The sequence below is a fragment of the Cupriavidus sp. 05L310 genome, from assembly GCF_056398185.1.
In genome coordinates this window covers 25,557-43,614 of sequence record NZ_JBFTOX010000072.1, presented here as the reverse complement: position 1 = coordinate 43,614, position 18,058 = coordinate 25,557, and the positions used below count along the sequence as shown (strand labels likewise).

At 66.5% G+C, this 18,058-nt stretch carries 15 protein-coding genes and 1 pseudogene; 8 read left to right on the top strand and 8 right to left on the bottom strand.

The genetic code is table 11. The features are described from left to right. Both AC1DS6_RS36745 and AC1DS6_RS36740 read left to right on the top strand, forming a co-directional pair. Positions 1-148 (top strand): annotated as a pseudogene (locus AC1DS6_RS36745) (ABC transporter ATP-binding protein); the annotation flags it as partial. Positions 149-188: 40 nt separating this feature from the next. Further along, positions 189-779 (top strand): hotdog fold thioesterase, encoded by a 591-nt coding sequence (locus tag AC1DS6_RS36740; protein WP_477104344.1) that lies wholly within the window; start codon positions 189-191, stop codon positions 777-779. On the opposite strand, the gene AC1DS6_RS36735 is transcribed toward AC1DS6_RS36740, so the two are convergent. Beyond that, the gene (locus AC1DS6_RS36735; RefSeq protein WP_441634179.1) at positions 674-1,984 is read right to left on the bottom strand and encodes an NAD(P)/FAD-dependent oxidoreductase; all 1,311 of its coding nucleotides are present in this window, start codon (positions 1,982-1,984) and stop codon (positions 674-676) included. The genes AC1DS6_RS36740 and AC1DS6_RS36735 overlap by 106 nt on opposite strands. Before the next feature lie 52 nt (positions 1,985-2,036). Continuing rightward, on the bottom strand, positions 2,037-2,663 hold the full coding sequence (locus tag AC1DS6_RS36730) for an HAD family hydrolase (RefSeq protein WP_441634181.1): 627 nt from the start codon (positions 2,661-2,663) through the stop codon (positions 2,037-2,039). A gap of 125 nt (positions 2,664-2,788) precedes the next feature. Here AC1DS6_RS36730 and AC1DS6_RS36725 point away from each other — a divergent pair, with 125 nt between their 5' ends. Then, the gene (locus tag AC1DS6_RS36725) at positions 2,789-3,787 is read left to right on the top strand and encodes a LysR family transcriptional regulator (RefSeq protein WP_441634183.1); all 999 of its coding nucleotides are present in this window, start codon (positions 2,789-2,791) and stop codon (positions 3,785-3,787) included. Between the two features lie 55 nt (positions 3,788-3,842). On the opposite strand, the gene AC1DS6_RS36720 is transcribed toward AC1DS6_RS36725, so the two are convergent. The 4 genes from AC1DS6_RS36720 to AC1DS6_RS36705 form a co-directional block, all read right to left on the bottom strand. Next, entirely contained in the window at positions 3,843-4,706 is an 864-nt protein-coding gene (locus AC1DS6_RS36720) for an HpcH/HpaI aldolase/citrate lyase family protein (RefSeq protein ID WP_441634185.1), read from the bottom strand. A gap of 67 nt (positions 4,707-4,773) precedes the next feature. Beyond that, entirely contained in the window at positions 4,774-5,442 is a 669-nt protein-coding gene (locus AC1DS6_RS36715) for an RraA family protein (RefSeq protein WP_477104343.1), read from the bottom strand. A gap of 97 nt (positions 5,443-5,539) precedes the next feature. Further along, positions 5,540-6,892, bottom strand: coding sequence for an MFS transporter (locus AC1DS6_RS36710; protein WP_477104342.1), 1,353 nt, complete (start codon positions 6,890-6,892; stop codon positions 5,540-5,542). Between the two features lie 354 nt (positions 6,893-7,246). Beyond that, complete coding sequence (locus AC1DS6_RS36705; RefSeq protein WP_477104341.1) at positions 7,247-8,020, bottom strand: FadR/GntR family transcriptional regulator; 774 nt, start codon at positions 8,018-8,020, stop codon at positions 7,247-7,249. Between the two features lie 478 nt (positions 8,021-8,498). Between AC1DS6_RS36705 and gabT the strand changes: the two genes are divergently transcribed. The 4 genes from gabT (at position 8,499) to AC1DS6_RS36685 (ending at position 14,382) form a co-directional block, all read left to right on the top strand. After that, complete coding sequence (gene gabT, locus AC1DS6_RS36700; RefSeq protein ID WP_441634191.1) at positions 8,499-9,761, top strand: 4-aminobutyrate--2-oxoglutarate transaminase; 1,263 nt, start codon at positions 8,499-8,501, stop codon at positions 9,759-9,761. A 91-nt stretch (positions 9,762-9,852) separates the two neighbouring features. After that, positions 9,853-11,580, top strand: a complete 1,728-nt coding sequence (locus AC1DS6_RS36695) for a thiamine pyrophosphate-binding protein (RefSeq protein WP_441634193.1) — start codon at positions 9,853-9,855, stop codon at positions 11,578-11,580. A gap of 27 nt (positions 11,581-11,607) precedes the next feature. After that, a complete protein-coding gene (locus AC1DS6_RS36690) occupies positions 11,608-12,849 on the top strand; it encodes a Zn-dependent hydrolase (RefSeq protein ID WP_441634195.1) in 1,242 nt (413 codons plus the stop codon). Positions 12,850-12,882: 33 nt separating this feature from the next. Beyond that, entirely contained in the window at positions 12,883-14,382 is a 1,500-nt protein-coding gene (locus AC1DS6_RS36685) for an aldehyde dehydrogenase (protein WP_441634197.1), read from the top strand. Between the two features lie 56 nt (positions 14,383-14,438). On the opposite strand, the gene AC1DS6_RS36680 is transcribed toward AC1DS6_RS36685, so the two are convergent. After that, on the bottom strand, positions 14,439-15,206 hold the full coding sequence (locus AC1DS6_RS36680) for a response regulator transcription factor (protein WP_441634199.1): 768 nt from the start codon (positions 15,204-15,206) through the stop codon (positions 14,439-14,441). Here AC1DS6_RS36680 and AC1DS6_RS36675 point away from each other — a divergent pair. Next, positions 15,205-15,378: a hypothetical protein gene (locus AC1DS6_RS36675; RefSeq protein WP_441634201.1), complete on the top strand. Its 174-nt coding sequence runs from the start codon at positions 15,205-15,207 to the stop codon at positions 15,376-15,378. The genes AC1DS6_RS36680 and AC1DS6_RS36675 overlap by 2 nt on opposite strands. Before the next feature lie 203 nt (positions 15,379-15,581). Here AC1DS6_RS36675 and lon read toward each other — a convergent pair whose 3' ends face one another. Beyond that, complete coding sequence (lon, locus tag AC1DS6_RS36670) at positions 15,582-18,023, bottom strand: endopeptidase La (protein WP_477104340.1); 2,442 nt, start codon at positions 18,021-18,023, stop codon at positions 15,582-15,584. Positions 18,024-18,058 lie beyond the last annotated feature (35 nt).

The following is an 18,058-nucleotide window of genomic DNA, read 5'->3' as shown; positions in this document are numbered from 1 at the left end:
GCCGCTGATCGTGAAGGAAATCTTCCACATCATCAACGACCTGCGCAAGACCGGTGTGGCGACACTGCTGATCGAGCAGAACGCACGCGCGGCGCTGCAGGTGGCGGACTATGGGTATGTGATCGAGACGGGGGACATGGCGATGGAGGTGGCCTGACGACGCAAATGCCGACAACACGAGTTTGCCAATGACTATCTGGACCGTACCCGACTGGACCACCTACGCAAATGAGAAGGCGCACGGCACATTGAATGCCGCGCTGGGAATCGAACAGACCGAACTGGGGCCCGACTACGTGAAGGCGCGCATGCCGGTGGATCACCGGACCTTCCAGCCGGCAGGAGTTCTGCATGGCGGCGCGTCCGTGGTGCTCGCGGAAACGCTGGCGTCATGGGCCGGGAGCTTTGCGGTGGACCGCAACCGCTTTCACTGCGTGGGGCAGGAGATCAATGCGAACCACGTCAGGCCGGTCAGCGCCGGCTTTGTGGAGGCTGTGGCGATGCCCGAGGCTCTCGGCCGGAGATCTCATGTATGGAGCGTCCGCTTCTACGATGCGCAACGCAAGCTGGCCTGCGTGTCACGCGTCACGCCCGCGGTACTGGAGCGGCCGTCTGAATACCAAGCGCGACGGCCTGCCCAGGGCACGGGGCGGCGCGGGATCGCCGGGTGCGCTCAATGCAAGCGCGTCCCCGCCGCCAGCAGCCGCTCCAGACCCTGCGCCAGCGTCATCCCCAGCGCCCGTCCCCAACCGTGGATGTCGAGCACGTGCCGGCGATAGACGGCATGGTGGAGCAGGGCGGCGAGCCTGCCCTCGATATGCCAGCCGTTGTCCTTGCCTGGCGTAGCGCTCAGGTTGGCGATGGCACTGCTGCCCGCCAGGGAGACCAGGGAACCATAGTCGCGATACCTGAACCCCGGCGGCTGCTTGCCTGCCAGGCGCCGTGGCAAGGCCTCCGAGAGATATAGCGCTTGCTGGTAAGCAACCTGCGCGCGGGTCGGGAGTTCCGCATCGAGGTCCTGCGGCCGGCAGCTGGCGCAGTCGCCGATGGCGTAGATATGCTCGTCATCGATGCTTTGCAGTGTCGGCAACACGCGAATCTGCCCTTTGGCATTCACCGGAAGCTGGAAGGTGCCCAGCAGGGCAGGCGCCGTGATGCCGGCCGCCCACACCACCACATCCGCCTGCATCGGCGCCTGGCCGGCAATGGTCAGGCCGTTTTCGCTGACGGACGTCACCCGTGCGCTGCATTGGACGCCGATATGCAGGCGCGCAAGCTGCTCGCCGACGCGCGCCGCGAGCCGGGCGCCCATGCCAGGGACGACCGCGGCGGACGCTTCAATGACGCAAATATCCACGCCGGTCACCGGGTCCAGCCGGTGTATGCCATAGCGATTCAGCACGCTAGAGGTCCGGCGCAACTGCGCGGCGAGCTGCACGCCGGTCGCACCTGCGCCGACGATGGCCACGCGGACCTTTGCCGGCGATGCCTGCCGCTCGACATCGGCCTGGGCAGTCCTGCGGCGCAGGGCGGTGAACACGCGGTCCCGCACCTGTTCCGCGCTGGCGACGCTGTCCAGCGTCAAGGCGTGCTCGCGCGCACCGGGCACGCCAAAGTACTGGGTGACACCGCCGACGGCAAGAACCAGCTTGTCGTAAGCAATGGACCGGACCTGGTCGCCTTCGCCGTGGCATGTGCCGGCAATCGCCACGGAGACGGTCCGGTTGATGCGATCCGCCGCGAGCAGCTCGCCTTGCACAAAGCGAAAATGATGGCGCTCGGCCTGCAAGGCGAACGAAGTATGGTGAACGACGGGCTCGATCCGGCCCGCGGCCACTTCATGGAGCAGAGGCTTCCACAGATGCGTGGGGCTGCGATCGATCAGGATGATCTCGGCGAGACCGCGCCTGCCAAGGCGCCGGCCCAGGCGAGTGGCCACCTGCAGGCCCGCGGCGCCGCCGCCGACGATAACGATTCTTCTCATGGGAACCTCCGCGATGTGTGTCTGATGCGTGGGTGGCGCCACGGTGGGCGCATCAGTTCGTCACAGGCTCGGCCATGGCGCGGCTTGCGCTGTGGCCACGATGCTGGCCGGCCACGATCGACTCCAGTACGTGGAAGTCCGGCCAGGCCGCCTGCGCTGTGCCCGAAAGCGTTACCGATACATCCGCATGGCGCGGCGTATCGCTGCCCTGCGGCAGTACAGCGGCTGTATGCATGCCGATGCCGCTTGCGGCGCGCAGGCTGCCTTGCGTGGCGCCAACCAGCAAGGCCCGGTGCGCCGGCGCCTCGGCGGTGCGCAGCACCAGGCGGTAGAGATCGGCCTCGGTCTCGCGGGCGGATAGCGCGTCCGCCGTGGCGACCACGGCAAAGCGATCGGTCCAGTCCGGCCCGATGGCGCCATCGAGCAATGCGCACAGCATGCGCGACGAGACCGGGGCGGCCAGCGCCAGGCGCGCACCGCCTGACTCGGCGCTGCGCATGAGTGCCAGGGCCTGGGGGCGGACGGGGATCGCCTGCTGGCCGCAAGCCGTGACGAAAGCGTCTTCGTGCGCGCGGAGAGTGCCGCGTTCCCGCGGTGCCAGATCGATGCCGGCCCGGCGCAGTTCGTCAGTCCGGATAAGCACATCGTCCAGGGTAAGCACCAGCAATTCAAGCGACATTCTCCGTCTCCATTAGCACCGCGTTGCGACACGCGGAGGTGATTGCGTTTCCGATCCAGGCACTATAAGGTAGGCCCTTCATATTGAAAAATTGGTTTATAAAACCGACTGATAGGTTTTCTACTATGAATCGCACCACCACCTTCCGCCAGCTGAACGCCATCGATGCGATCGCCCGCCTGGGCGGTGTTTCCCGCGCGGCGGAGGAGCTGCATATCACCCAGCCAACGGTGTCGCTGCAACTGAAGCTGCTGGAGGAAGCGATCGGGGCGCCACTGGTGCAGCGCGCGGGCAGGGGCACGCAGCTCACGCCGGCGGGCGAGGTGATGGCGGGCTACGCCGGGCAGATCCTGCGGCTCTGGCGCGATGCCACCGAAGAAGTCGCGGCGCTCAAGGGCAACCTGGCGGGAACGCTCCGGGTCGGCGCCATCACGACGGCGGAGTATTTGCTGCCGTCGATGCTGGTGGCATTCACGGCGGACCGGCCGGAGGTCAAGATCAAGCTTCACGTGGGCAACCGCGAGGAGATTGTCCGGATGCTGGCCATGCATGAGATCGATCTGGCCATCATTGGCCGGCCACCCACGGATATGCGCACCCAGGCGACGTCGTTCGCCAAGCACCCCATGGCGTTTATCGCGGCGCCGGACCATCCATTGATGACGCGCCGCCATCTGACGCTGCAAGACCTGGTGGAGGCGAACCTGCTGGTGCGCGAGCGCGGCTCGGGCACGCGCAATACCGTGGAGCGGCTGTTCAGGGAGGCTGGCCTGCGGCTGCCGCTGGGTTCCGAGCTGTCCAGCAACGCGGCGATCAAGCGGATGGTGTCCGCCGGGCTGGGCGTGGCGTTTCTCTCGCTGCACGCCTGCACCCTGGAGTTCCAGGCCGGGCTGATCGGGCTGCTGCCGCTGCAGGGCAATCCCATCGAGCGCGACTGGTACGTGCTGAACTTGCCGGGCGTGCGCCTGCCGCGCGTGGCGGTGGCCTTCCGTGCCTATCTGGTGGAGCAGGGCCAGGCGGAAATCAACCGGCAGCTGGAGTCCTTCGACGTGATATTGCGCCGGCTGCATGCCCGTGCGCGGCGTTTGCGCAAGGCAAAGCCCGATGCGGCGGAGCATTCATGAAGACGAGGCCGGATCGCTGGGAGGCGTTCGTCCCCGGTTGCCCGGCCGTCCGGTTCTAGCTGAGGGCCGTATCGCCGCTGGCCTGCGCCCATTCCCGGAACCTGGCATCGCGCGCCAGCAGCCTGCGCGCGGTGTTGTAGTCCGGCGGATCCACCCGCGTGCCTCCGGCGGGTTTGCCGTCACGGGCCGCCTCGTATCTGCCGATCATGTCCTGCGCTTGCGCGACCTGCTGCGCGGAGGGCGTGAAGGCCGCGTGGATGGCGGCGACCTGATGCGGATACACCGTGCATTTCGCTTTCAGTCCGATCCGGCGTGCCCAGGCCAGGTCGGCCGCCAGCGCCGTTGCGTCCTGGTAATTGAACGGGCAGTCGACCGGCACGCAGCCCGCCGCGATGCATTCGACCAGGAAGCGCGCGCGCACAGGGTGCAGCTCGATGCCATCCGGCCCGCGCACCGCGTCCAGATCCGCGCTCAGGTCTTCGGCCGCCAGCAGGCAGGCACTGACGCGCGTACTGGCCGACAGGATGGCGGCGGTGGCGACGATGCCGCGCGCGGACTCCAGCGTCGGCACGATTTCGGTTTGCCGGGGCGCCAGGCCGAACTCGCGCTCCAGCGCGGTGATTTGCTGGTCGAGCGCCTGGATTTGCGCGGCCGTTTCGGTGTGCGGCAGGAAGATGGCCGCGGGCGCGCCCGGCATGACGCCGCGAAGATCGTCCAGTCCGTCGCCATCCAGCTTGTTGATGCGCACGGCGCCGACAATGCCGCGCGCCCGGCATTCAGCCATCAGCGTGACAATCCGCGCGCGCGCGGCGGGGCGGTCTGCGGGACTGGTGAACTCTTCCAGGTCGGCGACGATGACATCCGGGCCGCTTTCAAGCGCCGCCTGCTGGCGGACGGTGTCCAGTCCTGGCGCGAACATCCAGCTGCGCCGGAGCGCTGGCGGGCGTCTTGAGGCGTGTCGGGGCTGCGTGTTCATCGCATATCTCTCATAGGGGGCCAGTGAGGCAAGGCAATCGATCCGGCTGGCGTCCGGCGCCCTGGAACAGCACCGAGGCAACCGGCTCGCCCGCTTGCAGGCGGGCGAGGATGGCCGGCTCGGCCTCGTCGGAAGCCAGCGCCCGGGCAATGACGCCAGCCGCGGCATCCGCCGACAGGAACAGCACGCCGTTGTCGTCGGCCAGCACGATGTCCCCCGGATTGACGGTGACGCCGCCGCAGATCACCGGCTCGTTGACGGCGCTGCCGCCTTCGTCGATCCGTTTGGTGGTGAGGACGCTGGTGCCGCGTGCAAACACCGGTATCCCCATGGCGCGCAGTTCCAGGATGTCCGTGACCACGCCGTCGACGATGATCCCTTTTGCGCCCGCGCACAAGGCAGCGGTGCCGGTGACGGCACCGACAGGCGCGTGGGCGTGGTCACCGCAGGCATCGATGACCAGCACATCGCCGGCGGTGAGGCAGGCCAGCGCGCGGTTCACCGCAATGGCGTTGGGCGTGGCCAGCCGCAGCGTGAGGGCGCGGCCGGCCACCTTGACGTTGGGGACGAGCGCGCGAATGCCGTGGCTGGCGAAGCCGTCCTCGAGAAAGTGCCCGAGCGTGGGGAAACTCACGCGTTCCAGCTGGCTCAGCAGGGTGGGGTCGATGTTCGTTTGCATGATCGGTATCAGGTATGACGACGTCGTCCCGGGCCGGCAGCAGGCATCAAGGCCGCAACCCGGGACGACGATCTGGCAGTGGCGCGGTATCCGCGGCTCAGGACAGCGAAGCCGTGGCGTTGCCCGCGGCGCTTGCCGCCGGCGCATCCTTGCGCAGGGTTTCTGCCAGCAGCAACAGCGCAACGGCGGAAATCAGCGCGGACCCGATCATGTACCAGGCCACCGACGAACCGCGGCCCGTGGCGGACAGCAGCGCGGTCGTGATGATCGGCGTGGCCGCGCTGCCCAGCAGCCCGGACAGCATGTAGCTGATCGACAGGCCCGAGTAGCGCACCTTGGTGCCGAACAGCTCGGCCAGGAAGGTGGCGATGGGACCGTAGTTTGCCGCGAAGGCGCTCATCATCAGCAGGTAGCCGAGCAGGGCAAAGGCAAACACCTTGGTGTCGAGCAGCCAGAACAGCGGGAAGGCGAGCAGCGCCTCGGCAAGGATCCCGCCGATGATCACCGGCTTGCGGCCGATCTTGTCGGACAGCAGCCCGAACAGCGGCAGCAGCACCACGCACAGCGCGCAGGCGATCAGCGCGATCGACAGCATCTGGTTGCGCGAGAAGCCCAGCGTCTGGGTGCCGTAGGTCAGGCCGAACGCCACGATCAGGTTGAAGGCAGTGCCGGTCGACATCGTCGCGATGCCGCCCAGCAGGACCTGCTTCCAGGATTTGGTCAGCACTTCCGCCAGGGGAATCTTGACCTGCGCGGCACTGGCCTTGACCTTGCTGAACGACGGCGTTTCCGACGTGTTCAGGCGAATATACATGCCCACGCCGACCAGCAATACGCTGGCCAGGAACGGAATGCGCCAGCCCCAGGACAGCAGCGCCTCATTGGACATCACCGCATTGCTGAGCAGGAATGCCAGGTTGGCGATGAGCGTGCCCGCGGGAACGCCGATCTGCACCCACGAGCCGTAGAGGCCGCGCCGGTTGGCCGGTGCATGTTCCACCGCCATCAGTACCGCGCCGCCCCATTCGCCGCCTAGCGCAAGCCCCTGGATGACGCGCAGCGTCAGCAGCAGGATGGGCGCCCAGATGCCGATCGAGCGGTAGTCGGGCAGCAGGCCGATGGCGAACGTGGCCGAGCCCATCATGATGAGCGATACCAGCAGCATGGACTTGCGGCCGACCTTGTCGCCGAAATGCCCGAACAGCGCGGCGCCGACCATGCGGGCGACATAGGCCGATGCAAAGGTGCCGAAGGCGAGCAAGGTCCCGGTCAGGGGATCGAAGGCGGGGAAGAAGACCTTGTTGAAGACCAGGGCCGAAGCCGTGGCGAAGATGAACAGGTCATACCATTCGACTGTTGTGCCGATGACGCTGGCGGCGGCGATCTTATTCATGTTGCGAGGAGGATGACCGGTTTCCGGCTGGGTAGTGGAGGCGTGGTCAGTGTTCATGAGGCGTTCCTGGATGGCGAGGCGTAGTGCATCTGTGTTCTGGTGGTCAGGCCAATATATCGTAGGCGAGCCCGAATGGCAGCGTAATAGGTAGTTGTTCTAGGTCTGGTGTTCTGGTGGTCAGGCCAATTATGGCAAAAGGTCACGTTCTTTCTCATTCACGCAAGCCGCGTGCCAGCGGAAAGATGCGAATGCGGCACGTCATGTCCGGGTCGATGCGTGGGAATGGTGCGTGCCAGTGCCGCTGACGAGGCGGGGGCGGGAACCGGTTTGCACCAGTTGTGTGCGGATGCGCGATGGCAGCCGGCGATGTGGGCGGGGAGGCGGGAGCCGGGACCCGGCCCGCCGGGTGATCTACTCGGCGATTTCCTCTGACAGGCGGGAGACAATTGCCAGCAAGTGGAAGGACATGGCGTGGCGCGCCCGGATCGGGTCCCGGGCCACGATGGCTGTCACGATGCGATCGTGCTCGCCTACCGCAGCGCGCCAGGCCGACGCGCCCACAAAGTGCTTGTCAAGGCGCTTGTACACGGGGCTGGCCTCGCACAAGTCCCAGACATGGGCGACCACCGACGCAAGCGCCGCATTTCCACAGGCCGCGGCAATGGCCTCATGGAAGGCCCGGTCATGGGCGAAATCTCCGGCTTCCGGCGACTGGTCGGGATTCATGCCCCGGTGGGCCTCTTCGATGGCGGCGATCTGCTCCGGCGTCCCGTGCTGGGCCGCCAGGGCAGCGCATTCCGGCTCGAACAGCGTGCGCGTCTCGAGCAGTTCGAACGGGCTGGCTTCCAGGGCCGCGCCAAGGCGGCGGTCGATATCGGCTTCAAGATCGGTTTCGATAGCGGTTCCGATGCCGGGCTCGGCGCCATTGGCTGCGGCAATCCCGTTCTCCTTGGGCTCCAGCACGAAGACGCCGCTGCCGACGCGCACCTCGATGTAGCCGCCGATCTCAAGGGCAATCAACGCCTCGCGCAACGTCGAGCGCGCCACGTTGAGCTGCTCGGCAAGGTCGCGCTCGGCCGGCAGGCGCTCGCCCGGCGCGAATTCCCCGGCGCTGATTTTCTTGGCGATCTGGTCCGCGATCAGGCGGTAGAGGCGCTGCGCTGTAACTGCTTGAAGAGATGACATGGGTAGGCGCCGCTGCAAATTGCAAATTGACTGGTGGTCAGATCAATACCGCAAAACAGGCTCTCAATTCAAGGGTGTAGGCGGGTTTCGCTCTGTCTGCGGATAACCGTGGGCAGTGGTCCGGCCAATATAGTAGCGTATGAGGCGCTTGCATATCGGCCTGGCGAAAAGCGGGGTCTCGGTCCGCCGGCGCCGTTCGGGCTGCCGTCAGGCTCCAGTCTCCTGATGATAAGTATCTTATACGACGCTTATCCGCGAAATGTCTTGTGAAAAACGTAAGCTATTCGCTACTAGTGGCCGGACCACCAGTCAAATAATCGAAATTGCTTGGCATTTTTCTGGCATGAATCATAGAATTGGTCCGGCCACCAGTTGATGCCCGATGATCGCCATGTAAGAAAGCGATCCGGGGAGCGCACGAGACACGGCGGAAAGGGGTCAGGACCCCGCCGCACAAGTAAATCCAAAGGAGGACGCAATGAAGAACGCAGACCTGGTACGCCGCAAGGATGCCGCCACGCCCCGTGGCGTCGGCGTGATGTGCAATTTCTACGCCGAGCGCGCCGAGAACGCGGAGTTGTGGGATGTCGAAGGCCATCGTTATATCGACTTCGCGGCCGGCATTGCCGTGCTCAATACCGGTCACCGTCACCCGCGCCTGATGCAAGCCATGCAGGCGCAGATGGAGCGCTTCACCCACACGGCCTACCAGATCGTGCCTTACGCCAGCTACATCGAGCTGGCCGAGAAGATCAATGCCCGCGCGCCCGGCGCCTTCGCCAAGAAGACCGCCTTCTTTACCACCGGCGCCGAAGCGGTGGAGAACGCCATCAAGATCGCGCGTGCCGCCACCGGGCGCCCCGGCGTGATCGCCTTCGCGGGCGGCTTCCACGGGCGCACCATGATGGGCATGGCCCTGACCGGCAAGGTCGTGCCGTACAAGGTGGGATTCGGCCCGTTCCCGGCCGATGTGTTCCACGCCCCATATCCGAATGCCCTGCATGGCGTGAGCGTGCAGGAGTCGATCAACGCGCTGCAGCAGCTGTTCAAGACGGATATCGATCCGAGGCGCGTTGCCGCCATCATCTTCGAACCGGTCCAGGGGGAGGGCGGCTTCAACGTAGCGCCCGCGGAATTCGTGCGCGCGCTGCGCGGCATCTGCGACGAGCACGGCATCCTGCTGATCGCCGACGAAGTGCAGACCGGATTCGGCCGCACCGGCAAGCTCTTCGCCATGGAGCACTATGACGCGGCGCCGGACCTGACCACCATGGCCAAGAGCCTGGCGGGCGGCATGCCGCTGTCGGCCGTGTGCGGGCGGGCCGAGATCATGGATGCACCAGCCCCCGGCGGCCTGGGTGGCACCTATGCCGGCAATCCGCTGGCGGTGGCGTCGGCGCTGGCGGTACTGGACGTGCTGGAGAGCGAGAAGCTGATCGAGCGAGGCGCGGCGCTGGGCCGCCGGCTACAGGACAAGCTCGAAGGCCTGAAGTCGCGCGTGACGGCGATCGGCGAAGTCCGGGGACTTGGCGCGATGATCGCCGTGGAGTTCCGCAAGGCGGATGGCAGCCCAAACCCGGAGTTCACACGGCAAGTGCAGGACCACGCCCTGGAGAAAGGCCTGCTGCTGCTCACCTGCGGCGTGCATGGCAATGTCATTCGCTTCCTGTTCCCCCTGACCATCCAGGACGCCGTGATGGACGAGGGCCTGGGCATCCTGGAAGCCGCGCTGCTGCAGTGACCGCCAGGCAGCAAGCCAGTCGACATCGAATTCAAGCAAATGAAGGATTGCCGCGGTAGTGCCGCGGCAATCGCGCAACGGAACCCACGACATGAATCATCCCTCGCCCCGTGCCTTGCCGGCGCTGTCAGAGCGCAACGGCGGCCAGATCCTGATCGACCAACTGATTATCCAGGGCGTGAAGCGCGTCTTCCTGGTGCCGGGCGAGAGCTACCTGCCTTGCATCGATGCGCTGTATGACCACCAGGACAAGATCCAGCCCATCGTCTGCCGGCAGGAGAGCGGGGCCGGCTACATGGCGGAAGCGCACGGCAAGCTGACCGGCGAGCCCGGCATCTGCTTCGTCACGCGCGGGCCCGGCGCGACCAATGCCAGCATCGCCGTGCATACCGCCTACCAGGACTCCACGCCCATGATCCTGTTCGTCGGCCAGGTCGGCAACGACTTCTACGAGCGCGAAGCGTTCCAGGAGATCGACTACCGCCGCATGTTCGGCCAGATGACCAAATGGGTGGCGCAGATCGACCGCACCGAGCGCATTCCTGAATTCATTGCGCGCGCCTTCGCGGTGGCGACCAGCGGCCGGCCCGGCCCGGTCGTGCTGGCCCTGCCCGAGGACACGCTGTGGGGCAAGGCCAGCGTGGCCGATGTGCCGCGCTATCGCCGTGCGCATAGCGCGCCGACCCCCGACGCCATGGCCTCGCTCGCGCAGATGCTGGAGCAGGCCGAGCGCCCGTTCCTGCTGGTAGGCGGCTCCGGCTGGACGCCGGCCGCATCCCGGCAGCTGGAAGGCTTTGCCGAGCGCTTCGCGCTGCCGGTCGGGGTGGCCTGGCGGCGCCTGGAATGTTTCGATAACCATCATCCCAATTTTGCCGGGCATGTGGGTTGGGCCATGCCCGACTCCCTGCGCAAGCGCGTGCAGGAAAGCGACCTGCTGATCGCCGTGGGCACGCGCATGGGCGAGGCAACCAGCGAGGGCTATACGGTTGTGGAAAGCCCGCTGCCGAAACAGCGCCTGGTCCATGTGTACCCCGACGCGAACGAACTCGGGCGCGTGTTCCATCCCACGCTGCCGATCGCCGCCGATGTCGTTTCGTTCGCCGCCGCGGTCAGCGCGCTTGCGCCATCTAGCCCCCGTGGCGCGCGCAACGCCGGCCATGAAGCCCATCGGGTCTATCTGTCCGAACAGGAGCCCAAGGCAGCGCCCGGCGCGCTCAACCTCAATGTGGCGGCCTGCCACGTTCGCGACAACGTGCCCGAGGACACCTGCATCACCGTCGGCGCCGGCAACTACGCCTTGTACCCGCACGCCTACTACCGCTTCAAGGGCGTCGGCACGAGCCTGGCGCCGACGGTGGGGTCGATGGGCTACGGCCTGCCCGCCGCCATCGCCGCCAAGCTGGAGAATCCCCAACGCACCGTGATCTGCTATGCGGGCGATGGCTGCTTCCAGATGAACCTGCAGGAACTGGGCGTCGCCATGCAGTACCGGGCGGGCATTGTGGTGCTGGTGTTCAACAACGGCATCTGGGGCACCATCCGCGCCCACCAGGAGCGCGAGTTTCCGGGCCGCACCGTGGCGCTTGGTTTCGATAATCCGGAATTCAGCGAACTGATCCGCGCCTATCGCGGCTACGGCGAGGTTGTCGCCAGCGACGCCGAGTTCGGCCCCGCCTTTGCACGCGCGCTGGCATTCGCCAACAGCCAGCAGCTGCCCGCCTTGCTCGAACTGCGCTATGACGCCGATGGCATCGCGCCGGGCATGACCTTGTCGCAGATCCGGTCGGAAGCCTTCGCCCGGCAGGCCGACGCCAAGTAAAGCCACGACGGCGCAAGGAGATAAGAGATGACGACACTCGCAATCAATGGCGACCGGCTGTGGAAGTCGCTGATGGATCTCGCCGCGATCGGTGCCACGCCCAAGGGCGGCAACGCGCGCCTGGCGCTGACGGCGCTGGACGGACAAGGCCGCGACCTCGTGACCGGATGGATGCGCGACGCCGGCCTGAGCGTGACGGTGGACAAGCTCGGCAATATCTTTGGCCGCCGGGCAGGGCGCAACAACGGCCTCGCGCCGGTCATGACGGGCAGCCATATCGACACGCAACCCACCGGCGGCAAGTTCGACGGCTGCTATGGCGTGCTGGCGGGGCTGGAAGTCATGCGCACGCTGAACGACCACGGCATCACCACCGAGGCGCCGCTGGAAGTCGCCATCTGGACCAACGAGGAGGGCTCGCGCTTTGTCCCGGTGATGATGGGCTCCGGCGTGTTCGCCGGCGTCTTCCCGCTGGAGACCGCGCTATCGGCCACGGACGTGGCGGGCAAGCGCGTGGCGGATGAACTGGCGGCCATCGGCTACGCCGGCGACACCGAGGTGGGCCGCGAGGTAGGCGCGTATTTCGAGGCCCATATCGAACAGGGGCCGGTGCTGGAAGCCGAAGACAAGGTGATCGGCGTCGTGACCGGGTCGCTGGGTTTGCGCTGGTACGACGTCACCGTGACCGGCATGGAGGCGCATGCCGGCCCCACGCCGATGCCGCTGCGCAAGGATGCGCTCTATGGCGCCACGTTCCTGATGCAGGCCGTGATCCGGATCGCCAACGATTTCGCGCCGCACGGGCGCGGTACGGTGGGCGTGGTCAATGTGCATCCGTCGTCGCGCAATGTCATCCCCGGCGCGGTGAAGTTCACGGTGGATCTGCGCCACCTCGATCCGGCGCGGCTTGCGGAAATGGATGCCCGCTTTCGCGCGGCCTGCGCGGCCGTGGCGGATGGCAGCACCACCGGCGCGGCACTGGATGTGGCGGTGGAGGACGTGCAGTACTTCGCGCCGACGCCGTTCGCCCCCGAACTGATTGGCCACGTGCGCCAGGAAGCCGCCGCGAGGGGCTATACCCACCAGGACATCGTGACGGGCGCCGGCCACGATGCCGTCTATATCGCCGGCATCGCGCCGACAGCGATGATCTTCGTGCCCTGCAAGGACGGCATCAGTCACAACGAAATCGAAGACGCCAAGCCAGAGCACCTGGAAGCAGGGGCCAATGTGCTGCTGGGCGCGATGGTGGCGCAGGCGAACGCCTGAGCGGCCCGGACACAACGAATACAGGAACGCATGATGAGCGATTTGCGAGATCTCGCCTACTGGCGCAAGCAGGCGGAAACGGTGCCCATCCGTACACAGGCCTATATCGGTGGCCGCTGGGCCGACGCCGTTGACGGCGCCACCTTCGAGACCATCAACCCCGCCACCGGCAAGGTGCTGGCCAGCGTCGCGGCTTGCGGTGCCGAAGACGTGGACCGTGCCGTGGCCGCGGCGCGCAAGGCTTTCCAGTCAGGCGTGTGGTCGGACCTGCCGCGCAGCGCCCGCAAGGCCGTGCTGCTCAGGCTGTCGCACCTGATCGACGCGCATCGCGAAGAGCTGGCGTTGCTGGAAACGCTGGACATGGGCAAGCCCATCGCTGAAACGCTGCAATACGATATTCCCGAAGCCGGGCGCACTTACGCGTGGTACGGCGAAGCCATCGACAAGATCTATGACGAGATCGCGCCGACGGCGCCCGGCGTACTGGCCACCATCACGCGCGAACCGCTCGGCGTGGTCGCGGCGGTGGTTCCCTGGAACTATCCGCTGCTGATGGCCAGCTGGAAGGTGGCGCCCGCGCTGGCCGCGGGCAACAGCGTGGTGCTGAAGCCGGCGGAGCAGTCCCCGCTTACCGCGCTGCGGCTGGCGGAGCTCGCCGAGGAGGCCGGCATTCCGGCGGGTGTCTTCAACGTGGTGCCGGGACTTGGCGCCGCCGCGGGCCAGGCGCTGGGCCGCCATCCGGACGTGGACTGCATCGCCTTCACCGGGTCCACCGCGACGGGCAAGCGCTTCATGGAATATTCCGGCCAGTCGAACCTCAAGCGCGTCTGGCTGGAGTGCGGCGGCAAGTCCCCGCACATCGTCTTCGACGACTGCCCGGACCTGGACCGCGCCGCGCAGGCGGCGGCCATCGGCATCTTCAGCAACCAGGGCGAGATCTGCATCGCCGGCTCGCGTCTCTATGTGCAGAGCGGCGTCTACGATGCGTTCCTGGAAAAGCTGGAAGCGCACGCCGCGCGGATGCAGCCGGGCGACCCGCTGGATCCGGCGTCCGCCATGGGCGCCATCGTCGACGGCGCGCAATTGCAGCGGGTGATGTCCTACGTGCGGAGCGGCGAGGACGAAGGCGCAAGGCTGCTTGCCGGCGGCAAGCGCGCGCATTCGGACAGCGGCGGCTTTTACATGCAGCCGACCATCTTCGAATGCCAGACGCAGTCGCTGACCATCGTGCGGGAAGAGATCTTCGGCCCGGTGCTGGCGGTGACCCGCTTCGATACGGAGGAGGAGGCCATCCGCATGGCTAACGATTCCCCCTATGGACTTGGCTCGGGGCTCTGGACATCCAGTCTCTCCCGTGCCCACCGGGTCTCGCGCAAGCTGCAGGCAGGGCTGGTATGGGTCAACTGCTATATGGACAGCGACGTGACGGTACCCTTTGGCGGCGTGAAGCAGTCGGGTTCGGGGCGAGACAAGTCATTGCACGCACTGGACAAGTACACGGACCTGAAGACGACGTGGATCAGCCTGGCATGACAGGGCGGCGCGCGTACCGCAGGCTTCCCCCGCGCTGACCGGGTGCGAGGCCCGGTTCAGATCAGGTCCTCCTGCCGCATGGTGGGGGCGTTGCCGCCGGCCAGGGCCAGCGGTGCTGCGCCACCGCGCGGCGTGCTGCCACCGCCTGCCCCCCGTGCCAGGTTAAGGCCCCGCTCCCGTGCCTTGTAGACGGCTTCTTCCTTCCCGCCCGCCTGCAGGTGCTTGTAGATGGTGCGGGCGTGGGTCTTGACGGTGGGCACGGAGATATTCAGCAAGCGGCCCACGGTCTTGAACGCATGGCCCCGGGCAATCAATACCAGCACATCGTACTGGCGCTGGGTCAGTCCCAGCATCATGGCCTCTGCACCGGGCCGTTCACTGCCAACGGCGGGTTGCGATGCCTGCTTCGCCGCGGGCAGGGCCGGGAACAGTGGCAGCTGGCCAATGCCGGAATGCCTCGCATGACCGGTGGCGATGCGCCGCACAGCCGACTCGATCACGTCGAGCGGCGCCGATTTCGCGAGACAGCCGCAAAAACCCGTCGTGATCCCGCCCTGGGGCAATTCCAGGGGAACGGTATCGGATAGCAACAGCAAGCGCGGTGCCGGCCATATCCTGCGTACCATGCCGAGCCACTGCCAGCCCGTGTCCGGATTGCCGGGCATGCCGAAGACAATCAGGTCAACGTCGCCTCCGGCATGACAAGCGGCGGGGAATTCCGTGGGGTCGATGGCAAGGACATGATCGATGCCCGCAACACGCTGCAACAGCGTGAGCATGGCGATGCGGAGCAACGGATGGCTTTCGACGAGCAGCGCGTTCATGCCTTACCTCCCCGTACAGATGCAATGGAGCAGGCTGAACCCGCAGGCATGGCGCGGCGCCGCCAGCGCGGACCAGCGCTATGGCAGCACCCACCACCTTCGGATTTCGACCCCCATCCTGGCTGTGCCGCCAGGGTGGTTCGGCGTCATGGACGCCCGCCCGGATATTTGATGTTTTTTCTTGTTCCGGGTGATCTTATGTGCGGAATATAACGAAATCAAGAAATTGTTGTTGCGGTAGTGAAACAACAACCTGTCCCGCGGTATCCGTTTCGCGCCGGTGCCGCCTCCTCGCACCGCGTCGCGATCTTGCTGAGGGCGTTGCCCCAGCCGACGCGCAGGTCCGGATTCCCGTACCTGCGGCGGACTCCGGGCTTAGCCTCCGCTCTCCTTTTCCAGCACCTCGCCCAGCGCGTCATCCACCGTTTCCAACATCACGAAACGCAACTGGCTGCGCGCGTCCGCCGGCAGGTCGTCAAGGTCGGGGGCGTTGCGCGCGGGCAGCAGCACGGTCTTGATACCGCCGCGCAGGGCAGCCAGCACCTTCTCCTTGATGCCGCCGACCGGCAGCACGATGCCGCGCAGGCTGATCTCGCCGGTCATGGCGCAGTCGCTGCGCACCGGCCGGCCCATCAGCAGCGAGGCCATGGCGATGAACATGGCTACGCCGGCGCTGGGCCCATCCTTGGGAACGGCGCCGGCGGGCACGTGGACATGAATGTCGTGCTTGTCGAAGCTGCCGCAATCGATGTGCAGGGACGCGCAGCGCGACTTGACCAGCGTCAGCGCCGCCTGCGCGCTTTCCTTCATCACGTCGCCAAGCTGGCCGGTCAGCAGCAGCCTGCCGCCGCCCGGCGTGCTGCCCGCTTCAATGAAGAGCAGGTCGCCGCCAACCGGGGTCCATGCCAGGCCGGTTGCCACACCAGGCAGGCTGGTACGCAAAGCCGATTCGCTCTCGAAGCGGCGATGCCCCAGGATGGACGGCAGGTCGTCAGGCCCGATGCGCTTGCGGATGGCCGGATCCTCGGCCACCAGCATTGCCACATGGCGCAGGACCGCGCCGATCTGCCGTTCGAGACTGCGCACGCCGGCCTCGCGCGTGTAGTCGCGGATGATGGCGGCCAAGGCCTCCTCGGTCAGTTCGCATTGCGCCGGCGCCAGGCCGCACGCTTCGAGCTGGCGGGGCAGCAGGTAGCGCCGCGCGATCTGCGCCTTCTCGGCCTCTGTGTAGCCGGCCAGTTCCAGCATTTCCATGCGATCGCGCAGGGGGCCCGGGATGCTTTCCAACTGGTTCGCGGTGGCAATGAAGACAATGGCCGACAGGTCGAAGGTCACGCCCAGGTAGTTATCGCGAAAACTCGCGTTCTGGCCGGGATCCAGGATTTCGAGCATGGCGGCTGCCGGATCGCCGTGCACGCCCTGGCCAAGCTTGTCGAGTTCGTCGAGCAGCATCACGCAGTTGCGCGCGCCGGCCTTGCGGATTGCCTGGATGATGTTGCCTGGCATGGCACCGATATAAGTGCGCCGATGGCCGCGCAGTTCCGACTCGTCATGCAGGCCGCCCAGGCTCACCCGCACGAAAGGCCGCTCCATCGCCCGAGCGATGCTCTGACCAAGCGAGGTCTTGCCCACGCCGGGTGGCCCGACGAAGCAAAGGATCGGGCCCTTGCCGTGCGGATTCAGCTTCCTGACGCCGAGATACTCCAGGATGCGGCGCTTGATCTTGTTCAGCCCGTAGTGTTCGTCGTCAAGGATCTGGCGCGCCCGCGCGATATCGATGGGCTTCTCATCGGGAAGGCGCCACGGCATCTCGGTCAGCCATTCAAGGTAGCTGATGCTGATCGAGTACTCGCCGGAGGCTTCCGGCATCCGTTCCAGCCGGGCCAGTTCCTTGCGCGCATGCGATTCGACCTCGGGCGGCATGCCGGCGGCGGCGATCGCTTCGGCCAGCTTGCGGATCTCCTCGTGGCTCTCCGTGTTCTCGCCCAGTTCGTGCTGGATGGTCTTGAGCTGTTCGCGCAGCATCATCTCGCGCTGGCGCTGGTCCAGCCTGCCGCGGGTTTGTTCCGCGATCTCGCGGGACAGGCGCAGCACTTCGATGCGCGCCGCCACGGCATCCGTCACCCGGTCCAGCCGCTTGCACAGCTCAAGCGTTTCGAGGATCTCCTGCTTGCGCTCCAGCGCGATGTCGACCAACCCGGCCAGCGTGTCCGCCAGCAAGCCGGGCGACTCGATCGCCTGCAGGGAACCGGTCAATTCCGCCGGAGTGCCTGGCAGCAGCGCGAACATGTCCGCCGCGCGTTCCTTCAGGACCAGCGCGCGTGCTTCGATGTTCGGGTCGCGCTGCGTGGGTTCGGCAAGCATCTCCACCCTGGCGGCCAGAAAGGGGTAGCCGGTCAGCGGTTCGAGCAGCCGGAAGCGCTGGGCGCCCTGGCAAACCAGGTGGTGGGTCCCATCCGGGCTGGTCACATAGCGCAGCACATTGGCCACGGTACCCATGCCATAGAGCGCATCGAGTTCCGGATCTTCGGCCTGCGGGTCACGCTGGAGCACCAACCCGAGCGGGAGCTGACCCAGTACGGCCGCGCTCACGCCTGCCTTCGCGCGCTCGCGTCCAATTGCCAGCGGGATTGCCAGGCCGGGGAAGAGGACGATATCGCGGACCGGGAGCAGGATGAGTCCATCGGGTGGCAGGGCGGACGCCGTGCCGCCGTCGGCCACTTCGGTAGCTTGCGCAACGCTGCCCTGTTCCACGCTTTGCGCAATCTGCCCACTCTCCCTGGTCAAGGCGGATTCGCCTCCGATATAGGTGCTCATGGTGGTGTCTCCTGCGGGCCTGGCGCGTGTAGCCA